The organism is Streptomyces flaveolus (assembly GCF_014648815.1).
Lineage (GTDB): Bacteria > Actinomycetota > Actinomycetes > Streptomycetales > Streptomycetaceae > Streptomyces > Streptomyces flaveolus.
In genome coordinates, this window is record NZ_BMRV01000020.1 from 62,616 (window position 1) to 76,711 (window position 14,096).

The window sequence follows — 14,096 nt, forward strand, 5'->3', positions numbered from 1 at the left end:
CGCCGTCCGGTTTCACCCAGGGGGTAGCCTCCGGCTCGTGGCTGAGATCCAGATTCCTGCTGACATCAAGCCCGCGGACGGTCGATTCGGCGCGGGTCCCTCCAAGGTGCGGGTGGAGGCGCTGGACGCGCTGGCCGCCACCGGTACGTCCCTCCTCGGGACCTCCCACCGCCAGGCCCCGGTCAAGAACCTGGTCGGCAAGGTCCGTGAGGGCATCCGCGAGCTGTTCCAGCTCCCCGACGGTTACGAGGTGATCCTCGGCAACGGCGGCTCCACGGCGTTCTGGGACGTCGCGACGCACGGCCTGATCGAGAACAAGTCGCAGCACCTCACCTTCGGCGAGTTCTCCTCCAAGTTCGCCAAGGCGGCCAAGCTCGCCCCCTGGCTGGCCGAGCCGACGGTCGTCTCCGCCGACCCGGGCACCCACCCCGAGGCGCGGGCCGAGGCCGGCGTGGACGTGTACGCGTTCACCCACAACGAGACCTCGACCGGTGTCGCCATGCCCATCGAGCGGGTCGCCGGCGCGGACGAGGGCTCCCTCGTGCTGGTCGACGCGACCTCGGGCGCCGGCGGCCTGCCCGTCGACATCGCCGAGACCGACGTCTACTACTTCGCCCCGCAGAAGTCCTTCGCCTCCGACGGCGGCCTGTGGATCGGCGTCTTCTCCCCGGCCGCCATCGAGCGCGCCGAGCGGATCCACGCGTCCGGCCGGCACGTCCCGGAGTTCTTCTCGCTGCCGACGGCGATCGACAACTCCCGCAAGAACCAGACGTACAACACCCCGGCGCTGGCCACCCTGTTCCTCCTCAACGAGCAGCTGGAGTGGATGAACGGCCAGGGCGGCCTGGACTTCACCGTCCGCCGCACCGCGACCTCCGCGCGCACGCTGTACGGCTGGGCAGAGGACGTGAAGTTCGCGACGCCGTTCGTCACCGACCCGGCCAAGCGGTCGCAGGTCATCGGCACCATCGACTTCTCCGACGACATCGACGCCGCCGCCGTCGCCAAGGTGCTGCGCGCCAACGGCATCGTCGACACCGAGCCGTACCGCAAGCTCGGCCGCAACCAGCTGCGGGTCGCGATGTTCCCGGCGATCGACCCGGCCGACGTCGAGGCGCTGACCAAGTGCATCGACTACGTGATCGAGAAGCTCTGATCACCACTCCCGTACGACGGTAGGGGCGCCCGGCATGCCGGGCGCCCCTCGCCGTTCTCCCGCTCCTACCGGCTGAGCCGCTGGAAGCGGCGCACCGCCAGCGGCAGGAAGACCGCCGTCAGCACCACCGGCCAGGCTCCCGCCATCAGCAGCGCGTGCTGCTCGACCCACGAGTCGCCGCCGCCCGCCGGCGTGCCGAACAGGTCGCGGGCCGCCGCCGCCGTGGAGGAGATGGGGTTCCAGGCGGCCACCCAGCCCAGCCAGTCGGGCATGAGCTGCGGGGCGACGAAGATGCTGGAGATCATCGTCAGCGGGAAGGCGACCGCGAACAGGCCGCCCGCCGCCTCCGGGTCGGGCACGAGCAGGCCGAGCCACACGCCGACCCAGATCAGCGCGAACCGCAGCCACAGCAGCAGCCCGAACGCCGCCGCGAAGCCCCAGCCGCCGTCCGGCCGCCACCCCATGGCCAGCGCCGTCAGCATCATGATGGCCAGCTCGGCGCAGGCGACCACGAGGTCGGTGACGCCCCGTCCCGCCACCACCGCGGAGGACGACATCGGCATGGACCGGAACCGGTCGATGACGCCCCTGGTCGAGTCGTGGACGACGACGGTCGCGGTGTTGATGAAGCCGAAGGCCATGGTCATCACGAACATGCCCGGCATCAGGAAGTCCTTGTAGTCCCCGCCGCCGGGCACGGTCATCGCGCTGCCGAAGACATAGCCGTAGAGCAGGACCGACAGGATCGGGAAGCCCAGCTGCCAGGCGATGTTGACGGGCTGGCGCTGGTAGTGGGTCAGCCCGCGGCGGACGATGTTGCCGCAGTCGGCGAGGAGCCAGTACAGCCGCCCGCGCCCGCGCGGGGCCGTCGTCAGGTCGAGGGCGCTCATGCCGCCACCGCCTCCTTACCCGCACGGCCGGCACGGTCCGTCCGGTGTCCGGTCAGGCGCAGGAACACGTCGTCGAGGCTGGGCCTGCGCAGCCCGATGTCCTCCACGGCGACCTGCTCGTCCTGGAGGGTGCGGGCGACCTCGGTCAGCGCGGACACCCGGTCGGTGACCGGCGCGTGCACGCGCAGCGCCTCCTCGTCGGCCTCGGGTTCGCCGTCGCAGACCCGGGCGACCACCTTCACCACCCTCGGGATGTCCGCCCGTTCGGCGACCACGACCTCGACGCGGTCGCCGCCCACCAGGTTCTTCAGCCCGTCCGGGGTGTCGTCGGCGATGGCGCGGCCCTGGTCGATGACGGTGATGCGGGAGGCGAGCTTGTCGGCCTCCTCCAAGTACTGCGTGGTCAGCAGCACGCTCGTGCCGCTCGCCACCAGTGCCCGCACGGAGTCCCAGACCTCGCCGCGGCTGCGGGGGTCGAGGCCCGTGGTCGGCTCGTCCAGGAACAGCACGGACGGCGCGAGGATCATGGAGGCGGCCAGGTCGAGGCGGCGCCGCATACCGCCGCTGTACTTGCCGACGCCCCGGTCGGCGGCGTCGGTCAGGTCGAACTGCTCCAACAGCTCGACGGCGCGGGCCCGGGCCCGCCTGCCGCCGAGGTGGAACAGGCGCCCGAACATCTCCAGGTTCTGCCGGCCGGTGAGCACCTCGTCCACGGCCGCGTACTGCCCGGTGAGCCCGATCCGCGCCCGCACCTCGCGCGCCTGCCGGGCGACGTCCAGACCGGCCACCTCGGCCCGCCCTGCGTCCAGCCGGACCAGTGTGGACAGGATGCGCACGGCGGTGGTCTTGCCGGCGCCGTTCGGTCCCAGCAGGCCGTGCACGGTGCCCTCGCGGACGGCCAGGTCGAAGCCGTCGAGGGCGTGCTTCTCGCCGTACCGCTTCTGAAGGCCCTCGGCCCGTACCGCGTGTCCGTCGCTCATGGGTCCCCTCTCGCTCCCTGACTGAGTACACCGTACCCGATTACGCGTACGCTGTACCCAGTTTTTTCCCGCGGACCTAGACTGACCCCATGGCAAGCGGTACGGAGACCAGCGGCAGCGGCGACATCAACCGCACCCTGGAACTGTTGTGGGACACCGGCCGGCGGCCCAGCCGCGGGCCCAGGCCGGGCCTGACGCTGGAGCGGATCGTCGAGGCCGCCGTCGAGGTCGCGGACCGCGACGGGCTCGGCGCGGTCTCGATGCGCCGGATCGCCACGGAGCTGGGCACCGGCACGATGTCCCTCTACCGCTACGTCCCCGGCAAGGGCGAGCTGATCGACCTGATGCTGGACCGCGTCCAGCGCACGTCCCAGGAGCCCGACGGCTTCGGTGACGGCGGCTGGCGCTCGGCGCTGGAGGCCCTCGGCCACGCCACCCTCGCCCTCTACCGCCGCCACACCTGGCTGCTGGAGGTCAACCAGTCCCGCGCGATCCTCGGCCCGGCCGCTCTGGACGGCATGGAGAAGGTGCTCACCCGGATCAGGCCGATGGGCCTCACCGACCCCGAACTGGTGTCGGCGATCGTCATGATCGACGGGTATGTCGTCGGAGCCGCCCGCACGCAGGTGTACCAGGAGGAGGCCGAGCGCAGCTCCGGGCTGACGGACGCCCAGTTCTGGCAGGCCCAGCAGCCGGTGCTGGAGAAGGCCATGACGAGCGGGCGCTACCCGGTGCTGGCGTCCCTGTCGGAGGACGCCTTCGGCACCGGCTTCGACCACTTCGAGTTCGGGCTTCAGCGCATCCTGGACGGGCTGGAGGTGCTGGTGACCGCGCGGCGGGCGGCGGGCGGCTCAGCGACGCCGGAACAGCCGTCGTAGCCCGAACAGGGCCCCGCACGCCACGATCAGGCCGAGCGCGCCGACCTTGAGCGTGTCCCCGCCGGCCCCGCCCTCACCGGAGGCCTCGGTCCCGCCGCCCGACGCGGCGCCACCCCCGCCGGACGGGCCGCCCCCGGGCGCGTCCTCGGCCTTCACGGGGCTGTTCGCGCCCTCCATCCCGAGCAGCAGCTTCGCGCCGTCGGCGGTGTAGGTGGCGGACTCGCCCTGCCCCAGGGGCACACTGATGCGGCCCTTGCGCTGGATCTTCCCGCCGTTCCACGCGTACCAGATGCCGCCGAGGTAGCCGCGCACGGCGAGCCGCTCGCCGTCCGGGGAGAACGCGGCGTCGGTGGCCCACAGATCGACGGGGACGGTGGGCCGGAAGACGTTGGTGCCGGAGGAGGACAGCTTCGCCGGGCCCTCGTACAGGTGCCCGCCGTCCTCGTTCTTGTCGATGATGTAGACGCGCCCGGTCTTCGGGTGGACGACCATGGACTCGGCGTCGCGGGCGCCGTCCGCGTACTTCACGACGTACTGCGTGGCCTTGACCGTCTGGTCCTTCAGTTCCCTCGGCTCGGGCAGCTCGTAGATCCACACGTACGGCCAGGTGCCGCCGAGGTTGTCCCCGATGTCGCCGACGAAGATCTTGTTGCCGGGCCCGATGGAGATCGCCTCCACGTCCCGAGGCGTGCCCACGCCGGAGAGCGCGACGCGGGCGACGGTCTCGCCGGTGGCGCCGTCGACGGCGTAGAGGTAGGGGCCGTTGTCCTGGTCGTTGTGCGTCCAGTAGACGCCGGGGTGGAGGCGGGAGGCGGCGAGGCCGCTGGACTCGGTGATGCGCGGGTCCTTGATCGTGAACCCGTCGCTTCCGTCGTCCCCGTCGGCGGCGGAGGCGGGCACGGCGAACGCGCCCACGAGGAGGGCCGAGACGAGGAGGGCGAAAGATCGGCGCATGTGCCAAGCCTGCCATCCCGCGCGGGCGTTCACGGTGACGGTCGTCCCGGGTGGCCGGGCTCACATCGCGTCGGCCAGGCTGATCGTCCATGATGAGCGGATGCTCAGGTTCATGTTCGTCGGTGACTCCATGACCATCGGGAGCGCCGGGGAACACACGTGGCGCTACCGCATGTGGCAGCACCTGCGCGACACGTACGGCCGCCCCTTCACGTTCGCCGGCCCCCGCGAGTCGCTGCACGACCCGGCGACGGACGCCCCCACCTCGTACGCCTACGCCGACCCCGGCTTCCCCCGCGCGCACCTGGCCGGCTGGGGCGAGGGCTGGCACCACATGACGCCGCTGATCGGCGAGGCGGTCCGCGTCCACCGCGCGGACGTGCTCCTGGTCTCCCTCGGTCTGATCGACCTCGGCTTCTACACCAACCCGGAGCAGACCGCGGACAACGTCCGCGCCTTCGTGGCCGCGGCCCGGTCGGCGAACCCGCGCGTCCGCGTGGCCGTCATGCCGGTGATCACGAACATACGGGTGGAGGCCGACGCGCCCTTCGCCGACCAGGTCCACCGCTTCAACGAACTCCTGGCCAAGACCCTCACCGACCTCGACGAACCGGGCTCCGCCCTCCTCCTCGTCCCGCCGCCGCAGTCGTACGACTTCCACACGGACACCTACGACGGCACCCACCCCAACGAGGCCGGCGAGCACAAGATCGCGGGCGCGTTCGCCCGGGCGCTGCACGAGGAGTGGGGGCTGGGCGGGGAGTACGCGGCGCCCTGACCCGACCGCGACCGTGCGGACCCGCTTGCCTGGAGCGCACTCCAGGTCGTTGGCTTGGGGACCATGAAGTACACGCAGCTCGGACGCACAGGACTCAAGGTCAGCCGGCTCGTCCTCGGGACCATGAACTTCGGTCCGCAGACCGACGAGGCCGACAGCCACGCGATCATGGACGCGGCGCTGGACGCGGGCATCAACCTCTTCGACACCGCCAACGTGTACGGCTGGGGCGAGAACAAGGGCCGTACCGAGGAGATCATCGGCAACTGGTTCGCCAAGGGCGGCGACCGGCGCGACAAGACCGTCATCGCCACCAAGGTGTACGGCAACATGGCCGCCGACGGCGACGCGTGGCCCAACCACGACAAGCTGTCCGCCGTGAACATCCGCCGGGCCGTCGACGCCAGCCTGAAGCGGCTGCGGACCGACCACATCGACCTGTACCAGTTCCACCACATCGACCGCGCCACCGGCTTCGACGAGATCTGGCAGGCCATCGACACCCTGGTCCAGCAGGGCAAGGTGCTGTACGCCGGGTCCTCGAACTTCCCCGGGTACAAGATCGCCCAGGCCAACGAGACAGCCGCCCGGCGCGGCGGCACCATCGGCCTCGTCAGCGAGCAGTGCCTCTACAACCTGGCCGAGCGCCGCGCCGAGATGGAGGTCATCCCGGCCGCGCAGGACTACGGTCTCGGCGTCATCCCGTGGTCGCCGCTGCACGGCGGGCTGCTGGGCGGCGTCATCAGGAAGGAGGTCCAGGGCGGACGGCGCGCCTCCGGGCGGGCGGCCGACACCCTGGCCGACCCCGCGAAGCGGGCGCAGATCCAGGCCTACGAGGACCTGCTCGACAAGCACGGCGTCGAACCCGGCGAGGCCGCGCTCGCCTGGCTGCTGACCCGGCCCGGCGTGACCGGCCCCATCGTGGGCCCGCGGACCGCCGAGCAGCTGGCGTCGGCGCTGCGGGCCGTGGAGCTGGAGCTGTCCGAGGAGCTGCTGAGCGGGCTGGACGAGATCTTCCCGGGGCCGGGGCCCTCGCCGGAGGCCTTCGCCTGGTAAGGCGCGCAGGGTCCGACGGTGGCGGCGACCTCGGCTAACCGAGCGCCGCCGCCACCGCCACGACGACGAACATCAGCACGAGCACACCGGCCATGATCCGGTTACGGGTCTTCGGGTCCACGCCCCCGAGCCTAACCGGACGCGCCGAGCGGACTGCGGGCGACCGTCTCATAGCGGGGCTGCTCGCCCGGCACCCCGGACCTCGGCAGGTTGCTGCGCACCAGCGCCAGGTCCGTCACGGTCCAGGTGCGGCCGGTGAAGCCGTCCAGCGCCTCGACGTACGGCGCCACGTCGAACGCCTCCCGGCTGCGGGCCAGCGTCAGGTGGGCCTGGTAGCGCCGGTGCTCGCCCATCGGGACGCCCGCCTTGCGCGCCGCCGACTCGGCACGTTCGGCGAGCAGCCGCAGGGCGGGCAGGCCGCCCTCGGCCCCCACCCACAGGGCCCGTCCGTGCCCGAACTGGCCGCCGCCGCGCAGCGCCAGCTCGAAGGGCGCGGTGCGGTGCGCGACGCGCTCCAGGCGGGCCGACAGGTCCGGTACGACGTCGTCGTCGACCTCGCCGTAGAAGGCGAGCGTGAGGTGCCACCCCGGGCGGCCCGTCCAGCGCAGCCCGTCCGCGCCGGGCAGCCTCCTCAGCGCGGCCACCTCGGCGGCGAGGCCGGCGACGACGTCCTCCGGGGGCAGTACGGCGGCGAAGAGTCTCATGCCGTCACCTTCCCAGACCGCCGGGACGCGGCCTACGCCGCCGGGGCCAGTTCCTCCCTGCGCTCCCGCGGCACGAACCGCACCTGCGGGTGCCCCCGGTGCCAGCCGACCGACAGGCGCAGATTGCCGACGCGGGCCAGGATCAGGCCGATCACGGCCGCCGCGGTGGCCGCGACGGCGCCGCCCGCGGCGAAGCCGACCCGGGCGCCGTAGGTGTCGGTGACCCAGCCGACGATCGGGGCGCCGACCGGGGAGCCGCCGAGGAAGACCATCATGTACAGGGCCATGACGCGGCCCCGCATGGCCGGGTCGGTGGACATCTGGATGCTGGTGTTGGCGGTGACGTTGACCGTCATGCTGAAGACGCCGATCGGGATCATCAGCAGGGCGAACAGCCACAGCTGCGGTGCTGTCGCCGCGACGATCTCCAGGACGCCGAAGCCGAGGGCCGCCGCGATCAGGACCCGCAGCCGGGACGTGCCGCGCCGGGCGGCGAGCAGGGCGCCGGCCAGGGAACCGACGGCCATGAGGGTGTTGAAGAGGCTGTACTCACCGGCGCCCGCGTCGAAGACGTCGTCGGCGAAGGCGGACAGGAACACCGGGAAGTTGAAGCCGAAGGTGCCGATGAAGCCGACCAGGACGATGGTCCAGATCAGCTCCGGGCGCCCGGCGACGTAGTGCAGGCCCTCGCGCAGCTGGCCCTTGCCGCGCGGGGCGCGCTGGACGACGTGCAGCTCGCGCGCGCGCATCAGCAGCAGGCAGCTCAGCGGCGCCACGAAGGACAGGCCGTTGGCGAGGAACGCCCAGCCGGTGCCCACACCGGTGATCATCAGGCCGGCGACGGCGGGGCCGACCAGGCGGGCGGACTGGAAGTTGGCCGAGTTCAGGCTGACCGCGTTCTGCAGCTGGTCGCGGCCGACCAGCTCGGAGACGAAGGACTGCCGGGCCGGGTTGTCCATGACGGTGGCCAGGCCCATCGCGAAGGCGGCGACGTAGACGTGCCAGACCTGGACCTGCCCGGTCAGGGTGAGCGCGGCGAGGGCGAGCGCGGTCAGGGCCATCGCGGACTGGGTGACCAGCAGCGTGGGCCGCTTGCGCAGGCGGTCGACGAGGACGCCGCCGTAGAGACCGAAGAGCAGCATCGGCAGGAACTGCAGGGCCGTCGTGATGCCGACGGCCGCGGAGGAGCCGGTGAGGCTGAGCACCAGCCAGTCCTGGGCGATGCGCTGCATCCAGGTGCCGATGTTGGAGACGACCTGGCCCAGGAAGAACAGGCGGTAGTTCCTGACCTTCAGGGAGGCGAACATGGACGTCTTGCGCGGGGCCCGGGGGGCCTTGGACAGGGAGTCGTCGTGGTCAGGTGCGGGGACGGAAGCTGCTCCGGGTCCCGTACTCAAAAGGGTTCGCCTCCTCGCGAATACTGCTTACAGGTGTGCGAGCTTCTCCAGCACGGGGGCCGCTGCGCGCAGCTTCGCCCACTCGTCCTCGTCGAGCCCGTCGACCAGCGCGGCCAGGAACGCGTTCCGCTTGCGGCGGCTCTCCTCGAGCATCACCACGGCCTGCTCGGTCTGCGTCACGACCTTCTGGCGCCGGTCCTCGGGGTGCGGCTCCAGCCGGACCAGTCCCTTGGCCTCCAGGAGCGCCACGATGCGGGTCATCGAGGGCGGCTGGACGTGTTCCTTGCGGGCGAGTTCGCCCGGGGTCGCGCTGCCGCAGTTGGACAGGGTGCCGAGCACCGACATCTCGGTGGGGCTGAGCGACTCGTCGACCCGCTGGTGCTTGAGCCGACGGGACAGCCGCATCACGGCGGAGCGCAGGGAGTTCACGGCGGCAGCGTCGTCGCCATGCTTGAGGTCCGGCATGGTCCTTAGCCTAACTCATTAGGCTAGCGAAATACCAACGCTCACCCCGCCGACTGCCCGTGACTCCCGCCACGGAAACCCAAGCTTCACCCGTACGAGTGAGCTATTTCCGGAAACCGGAGCATCACCCGGTCGGCGGAGGCGACCCTCGTGCGCATGGGGACCAGCGTGCTCAGCCTGCGGATGGACGGGGAGCTGCTCGAACGGCTCCGGCACCATGCGGCGAAAAGAGGAATGAGCGTCCAGGACTATGTCGTCCGGACGCTCATTCGCAATGACTTCGACGAGCGGTTCCAGTCCGCCGTCGAGGAGACGGAACGGTTCTACGGGGTGCCGTGACCCCGCGGGATCAGGTCAGGCCCAGGGCCGGCATCAGGTAGTAGAAGGCGAAGACCGCCGAGACGGCGTACATCGCCACCGGCACGTCCCGGCCCCGGCCGACCGCCAGGCGCAGCACCGTGAAGGTGATGAAGCCCATGCCGATGCCGTTGGTGATCGAGTACGTGAACGGCATCATCAGCATCGTCACGAAGGCCGGGACGGCGACCGTGAAGTCGGACCAGTCGATCTCCTTGATCGAACCGGCCAGGATCAGGAAGCCGACCGCGACCAGCGCCGGCGTGGCCGCCTGCGACGGGACCATCGTGGCGACCGGCGTGAGGAAGAGGGCCACGGCGAACAGCGCGCCGCTGACGATGTTGGCGAAGCCGGTACGGGCACCCTCGCCGACGCCGGCCGTGGACTCCACGAAGCAGGTGGTGGCCGAGGAGGAGCTGGCACCGCCCGCGGCGACCGCGACGCCGTCCACGAACAGGACCTTGTTGATGCCCGGCATCTGGCCCTTCGCGTCGGTCAGCTTGGCCTCGTCGCTGACGGCCATGATCGTGCCCATGGCGTCGAAGAAGCAGGACAGCAGGACGGTGAAGACGAAGAGGACGCCGGTCAGGATGCCGACCTCCTCGAAGCCGCCGAACAGGCTGACCTGGCCGACCAGGCCGAAGTCGGGCGTGGAGACCGGGTTGCCGGGCCACTGAGGCGTGGTCAGACCCCAGGACGGGACGTCGGCGACGGCGTTGATGATCATCGCGATGACGGTCATCACGACGATGGAGATCAGGATGGCGCCGGGGGTCTTGCGGACGATCAGCGCCAGCGTGAGCAGCACGCCGAGGACGAAGACCAGGACGGGCCAGCCGAGCAGATGACCCCCCGTGCCCAGCTGGAGCGGGACGGTGGTCTGGGCGGCGTCCGGCATCCGGGTGACGAACCCGGAGTCGACGAGACCGATGAGCATGATGAACAGGCCGATGCCGATGGCGATGGCCTTGCGCAGCCCGAAGGGCACGGCATTCATCACGCGCTCGCGCAGACCGGTGGCGACCAGCAGCATGACCACGAAGCCGGCCAGCACCACCATGCCCATGGCGTCGGGCCAGGACATCCGCGGGGCGAGCTGGAGGGCGACGACGGAGTTCACGCCGAGACCGGCCGCGAGCGCGATCGGGACGTTGCCGATCACGCCCATGAGGAGCGTGGTGAAGGCCGCCGTCAGCGCGGTCGCGGTGACCAGCTGACCGTTGTCGAGCTGGTGGCCGTACATGTCCTTCGCGCTGCCCAGGATGATCGGGTTCAGCACGATGATGTAGGCCATCGCGAAGAAGGTGGCGAGGCCGCCCCGGATCTCACGGGGCAGCGTGCTGCCGCGCTCGGAGATCCGGAAGTAGCGGTCGAGCGCGTTCTGCGGGGGCCGCCGGTCTTCGGGCGACTCAGGGGACGGGGGGACCTTGGCAGCAGCCGAGGCGGACATGCGAGACCTCATCACCAACAGGTTCCCCCACGGCCTTGTTGGTGTTTTCTACGAATGAAAGCGGTCAGAGACAAACGGGTTCAGTATGAACGTATGAGCCGCAGATCGCTATCTCCGCGCGTAGACCCCTGCGCGTCGCCCGCCCTCGTAAGCTGTACGCATGGCGAAGTGGACACCTACGCATGAGGCGCCGGAGCCCCTGGAGGGCCCCGTGGTCGCGACCATCACCGGCGGCACCATCCTCTGGTTCGTCCTCTTCCTGGCCCAGCTGCCCTTCTACGGCTGGTTCGACGACCACGGGCACACCTGGTGGGTGTGGACCTGCCTGGCGGGCGGCGGGCTCGGCCTGATCGGCATCTGGTACGTCCGCAGGCGCGACGCCGCGATCAAGCGGGACGCCGCGGCCCGGCGGGACGACGCGGCCCCGCAGGCCCGTCCCACCGCGTAGTACCGGGGCAGCACACGGCGCCGGGCCGCCTCGTACCCAGGTCGGATCTTCCGCACATCCAGCGGGTGAAGCCGTAAAACCGCACGTACCGTCGAATGCATGACGCATATCGACGCGGGCGCCGCACTCGATCCAGCGCATCCCGTTCCCCTGTCGTCGCCGGAGACGGGGCTGACCACCGAGGAGGTGGCCGAACGGGTCGCGCGCGGACAGGTCAACGACGTACCGGTGCGCAGCAGCCGTTCCCTCGGCGAGATCGTCCGCGCCAACGTCTTCACCCGCTTCAACGCGATCATCGGTGTGCTGTGGGTGATCATGCTGATCGTGGCGCCGATCCAGGACAGCCTGTTCGGCTTCGTCATCCTCGCCAACACCGGCATCGGCATCCTCCAGGAGTGGCGGGCGAAGAAGACCCTCGACTCCCTGGCCCTGATCGGAGAGGTCAGACCGGCCGTGCGCCGGGACGGGAAGAGCGCCGAGATCAGCACCTCGCAGATCGTGCTGGACGACGTCATCGAGATCGGCCCCGGGGACAAGGCCGTGGTCGACGGAGTGTGCGTCGAGGCCGACGGACTGGAGATCGACGAGTCGCTGCTGACCGGCGAGGCCGACCCCGTGGTCAAACGGCCCGGGGACCAGGTCCTGTCCGGCAGCTTCGTGGTCGCGGGCGGCGGCGCGTTCCGGGCGACCAAGGTGGGGCGCGAGGCGTACGCCGCTCAGCTCGCCGAGGAGGCGTCCCGCTTCACCCTCGTCCAGTCCGAGCTGCGCTCCGGCATCTCCACGATCCTGAAATACATCACGTGGATGATGGTCCCGACCGCGATCGGCCTGATCATCAGCCAGCTGCTCACCAAGGACGACGCCTTCAAGGAGTCCGTCGCCCGCACCGTCGGCGGCATCGTGCCCATGGTCCCCGAGGGCCTGGTCCTGCTCACCTCCGTCGCCTTCGCGATCGGCGTGATCCGCCTCGGCCGCAAGCAGTGCCTCGTCCAGGAGCTGCCCGCCATCGAGGGCCTCGCCCGCGTCGACACGGTCTGCCTGGACAAGACCGGCACGCTCACCGAGGGCGGCATGGACGTCACCGGACTGCGCACGCTCGGCGGCGCCGACGAGGGGTACGTCCGCGCGGTGCTCGGCGCCCTCGGCGAGTCCGACCCGCGCCCGAACGCCTCCCTCCAGGCGATCATCGACGCCTATCCGGTCGCCGAGGTCGCCGAGGACTGGCGCTGCACCGAGTCGCTGCCCTTCTCCTCGGCCCGCAAGTACGCCGGCGCCACGTTCGACGAGGACGACGGCGCCTCCAGCACCTGGCTGCTGGGGGCGCCCGACGTGCTGCTGGCCGAGGACGACCCCGCCCTCGCCGAGACCGGGCGGCTCAACGAGCAGGGCATGCGGGTACTGCTGCTCGCCCGCGCCGCCCGGGACCTCGACGACGCCGAGCCGGCCGAGGACGCCGTGCCGACCGCGCTGGTCGTGCTGGAACAGCGGCTGCGGCCGGACGCCGCCGACACCCTGCGCTACTTCGCCGACCAGGACGTGCGGGCCAAGGTCATCTCCGGGGACAACGCGGTCTCCGTCGGCGCGGTGGCCGCCAAGCTCGGACTGTCCGGCGCCACCGTCGACGCGCGCCGGCTGCCCGCCGAGCGGGACTCCATGGCCGCCGAACTCGACGCGGGCACGGTGTTCGGGCGGGTCACCCCGCAGCAGAAGCGGGACATGGTGGGCGCCCTCCAGTCGCGCGGCCACACGGTCGCGATGACCGGCGACGGGGTGAACGACGTCCTGGCGCTGAAGGACGCCGACATCGGTGTGGCGATGGGCTCGGGCTCGGAGGCCACCCGGGCGGTCGCGCAGATCGTGCTGCTGAACAACAGCTTCGCCACCCTGCCGTCGGTGGTGGCCGAGGGCCGCCGGGTCATCGGCAACATCACCCGCGTCGCGACCCTGTTCCTGGTGAAGACGGTGTACTCGGTGCTGCTGGCGGTGCTGGTGGTGTGCTCGCGCGTCGAGTACCCGTTCCTGCCCCGCCATCTGACGCTGCTGTCCACCCTCACCATCGGCGTCCCGGCCTTCTTCCTGGCCCTCGCCCCGAACAAGGAACGGGCCAGGCCGCACTTCGTGAGGCGGGTGATGCGGTACGCCGTCCCGGGCGGCGCGGTGGCCGGGGCGGCGACCTTCGTGACGTATCTCGTCGCCCGGCACCACTACAGCGGGCCGGGGGCGCTGGACGCGGAGACCAGCGCGGCGACGCTGACGCTGTTCCTGATCTCGATGTGGGTGCTGGCGATCGTCGCGCGGCCCTACACCTGGTGGCGGGTGCTGCTGGTCGCGACGATGGGGCTGGCCTTCATGGTGGTGCTGGTGGTGCCGTGGCTGCAGGACTTCTTCGCGCTGAAGCTGGTCGGGGTCACGATGCCGTGGACTGCCGTCGGGGTGGCGGTGGTGGCGGCGGCCTCGCTGGAACTCCTGTGGAGGTGGGTCGACCACCGCTTCCCGGCGTGACGCTCGCGCCCTCAGGGGCGCGGGGCGCTATCGACATGCGGCTCCGCCGCGTGAGCACGACCAGCCACGACGGCGCCGCAG

General features: G+C 71.1%; 14 protein-coding genes. 7 read left to right on the top strand and 7 right to left on the bottom strand.

The window, feature by feature from the left end; translation table 11 throughout:
* Positions 1 to 37 precede the first annotated feature (37 nt).
* Positions 38 to 1,156: a phosphoserine transaminase gene (gene serC / locus IEZ05_RS32615; RefSeq protein ID WP_189233913.1), complete on the top strand. Its 1,119-nt coding sequence runs from the start codon at positions 38 to 40 to the stop codon at positions 1,154 to 1,156.
* Positions 1,157 to 1,221: 65 nt separating this feature from the next.
* Here serC and IEZ05_RS32620 read toward each other — a convergent pair whose 3' ends face one another.
* Together IEZ05_RS32620 and IEZ05_RS32625 are read right to left on the bottom strand one after the other, a co-directional pair.
* A complete protein-coding gene (locus IEZ05_RS32620; protein ID WP_189233914.1) occupies positions 1,222 to 2,046 on the bottom strand; it encodes an ABC transporter permease in 825 nt (274 codons plus the stop codon).
* On the bottom strand, positions 2,043 to 3,026 hold the full coding sequence (locus IEZ05_RS32625; RefSeq protein WP_189233915.1) for an ATP-binding cassette domain-containing protein: 984 nt from the start codon (positions 3,024 to 3,026) through the stop codon (positions 2,043 to 2,045). Before IEZ05_RS32625 ends, IEZ05_RS32620 begins: the two co-directional genes overlap by 4 nt.
* A gap of 89 nt (positions 3,027 to 3,115) precedes the next feature.
* Between IEZ05_RS32625 and IEZ05_RS32630 the strand changes: the two genes are divergently transcribed.
* Complete coding sequence (locus IEZ05_RS32630; protein ID WP_189233916.1) at positions 3,116 to 3,904, top strand: TetR/AcrR family transcriptional regulator; 789 nt, start codon at positions 3,116 to 3,118, stop codon at positions 3,902 to 3,904.
* On the opposite strand, the gene IEZ05_RS32635 is transcribed toward IEZ05_RS32630, so the two are convergent.
* Complete coding sequence (locus IEZ05_RS32635; RefSeq protein WP_189233917.1) at positions 3,878 to 4,858, bottom strand: WD40 repeat domain-containing protein; 981 nt, start codon at positions 4,856 to 4,858, stop codon at positions 3,878 to 3,880. The two genes, IEZ05_RS32630 and IEZ05_RS32635, sit on opposite strands and share 27 nt — an antisense overlap.
* A 100-nt stretch (positions 4,859 to 4,958) precedes the next feature.
* On the opposite strand from IEZ05_RS32635, the gene IEZ05_RS32640 reads away from it, so the two are divergent.
* Positions 4,959 to 5,636, top strand: a complete 678-nt coding sequence (locus IEZ05_RS32640) for a GDSL-type esterase/lipase family protein (protein ID WP_189233918.1) — start codon at positions 4,959 to 4,961, stop codon at positions 5,634 to 5,636.
* Between the two features lie 63 nt (positions 5,637 to 5,699).
* Entirely contained in the window at positions 5,700 to 6,692 is a 993-nt protein-coding gene (locus IEZ05_RS32645) for an aldo/keto reductase (RefSeq protein WP_189233919.1), read from the top strand.
* A 131-nt stretch (positions 6,693 to 6,823) separates the two neighbouring features.
* Here IEZ05_RS32645 and thpR read toward each other — a convergent pair whose 3' ends face one another.
* Genes thpR through IEZ05_RS32660 form a run of 3 tightly spaced genes read right to left on the bottom strand, consistent with a single transcriptional unit; the run spans position 6,824 to position 9,258 of the window.
* The gene (thpR, locus tag IEZ05_RS32650; RefSeq protein WP_189233920.1) at positions 6,824 to 7,396 is read right to left on the bottom strand and encodes an RNA 2',3'-cyclic phosphodiesterase; all 573 of its coding nucleotides are present in this window, start codon (positions 7,394 to 7,396) and stop codon (positions 6,824 to 6,826) included.
* Between the two features lie 32 nt (positions 7,397 to 7,428).
* The gene (locus tag IEZ05_RS32655; RefSeq protein ID WP_189233921.1) at positions 7,429 to 8,793 is read right to left on the bottom strand and encodes an MFS transporter; all 1,365 of its coding nucleotides are present in this window, start codon (positions 8,791 to 8,793) and stop codon (positions 7,429 to 7,431) included.
* Positions 8,794 to 8,820: 27 nt separating this feature from the next.
* A complete protein-coding gene (locus IEZ05_RS32660) occupies positions 8,821 to 9,258 on the bottom strand; it encodes a MarR family winged helix-turn-helix transcriptional regulator (RefSeq protein ID WP_189233922.1) in 438 nt (145 codons plus the stop codon).
* 150 nt (positions 9,259 to 9,408) lie between these two features.
* On the opposite strand from IEZ05_RS32660, the gene IEZ05_RS32665 reads away from it, so the two are divergent.
* On the top strand, positions 9,409 to 9,597 hold the full coding sequence (locus tag IEZ05_RS32665) for a ribbon-helix-helix protein, CopG family (protein WP_189233923.1): 189 nt from the start codon (positions 9,409 to 9,411) through the stop codon (positions 9,595 to 9,597).
* Between the two features lie 10 nt (positions 9,598 to 9,607).
* Here IEZ05_RS32665 and IEZ05_RS32670 read toward each other — a convergent pair whose 3' ends face one another.
* A complete protein-coding gene (locus IEZ05_RS32670; RefSeq protein WP_189233924.1) occupies positions 9,608 to 11,065 on the bottom strand; it encodes an NCS2 family permease in 1,458 nt (485 codons plus the stop codon).
* Between the two features lie 160 nt (positions 11,066 to 11,225).
* On the opposite strand from IEZ05_RS32670, the gene IEZ05_RS32675 reads away from it, so the two are divergent.
* Both IEZ05_RS32675 and IEZ05_RS32680 read left to right on the top strand, forming a co-directional pair.
* On the top strand, positions 11,226 to 11,513 hold the full coding sequence (locus tag IEZ05_RS32675) for a DUF2530 domain-containing protein (protein ID WP_189233925.1): 288 nt from the start codon (positions 11,226 to 11,228) through the stop codon (positions 11,511 to 11,513).
* A gap of 99 nt (positions 11,514 to 11,612) precedes the next feature.
* Positions 11,613 to 14,015 carry an HAD-IC family P-type ATPase gene (locus IEZ05_RS32680; protein ID WP_189233926.1) on the top strand — a complete coding sequence of 801 codons (2,403 nt, stop codon included), beginning with the start codon at positions 11,613 to 11,615 and terminating at the stop codon, positions 14,013 to 14,015.
* Positions 14,016 to 14,096 lie beyond the last annotated feature (81 nt).

Coding starts and splice junctions, on each gene's coding strand:
- IEZ05_RS32675 (WP_189233925.1), top strand. CDS start 11,226: ATGGCGAAGTGGACACCTACGCATGAGGCGCCGGAGCCCCTGGAGGGC.
- IEZ05_RS32625 (WP_189233915.1), bottom strand. CDS start 3,026: ATGAGCGACGGACACGCGGTACGGGCCGAGGGCCTTCAGAAGCGGTAC.
- IEZ05_RS32645 (WP_189233919.1), top strand. CDS start 5,700: ATGAAGTACACGCAGCTCGGACGCACAGGACTCAAGGTCAGCCGGCTC.
- IEZ05_RS32640 (WP_189233918.1), top strand. CDS start 4,959: ATGCTCAGGTTCATGTTCGTCGGTGACTCCATGACCATCGGGAGCGCC.
- IEZ05_RS32670 (WP_189233924.1), bottom strand. CDS start 11,065: ATGTCCGCCTCGGCTGCTGCCAAGGTCCCCCCGTCCCCTGAGTCGCCC.
- IEZ05_RS32660 (WP_189233922.1), bottom strand. CDS start 9,258: ATGCCGGACCTCAAGCATGGCGACGACGCTGCCGCCGTGAACTCCCTG.
- IEZ05_RS32635 (WP_189233917.1), bottom strand. CDS start 4,858: ATGCGCCGATCTTTCGCCCTCCTCGTCTCGGCCCTCCTCGTGGGCGCG.
- IEZ05_RS32620 (WP_189233914.1), bottom strand. CDS start 2,046: ATGAGCGCCCTCGACCTGACGACGGCCCCGCGCGGGCGCGGGCGGCTG.
- IEZ05_RS32680 (WP_189233926.1), top strand. CDS start 11,613: ATGACGCATATCGACGCGGGCGCCGCACTCGATCCAGCGCATCCCGTT.
- thpR (WP_189233920.1), bottom strand. CDS start 7,396: ATGAGACTCTTCGCCGCCGTACTGCCCCCGGAGGACGTCGTCGCCGGC.
- IEZ05_RS32630 (WP_189233916.1), top strand. CDS start 3,116: ATGGCAAGCGGTACGGAGACCAGCGGCAGCGGCGACATCAACCGCACC.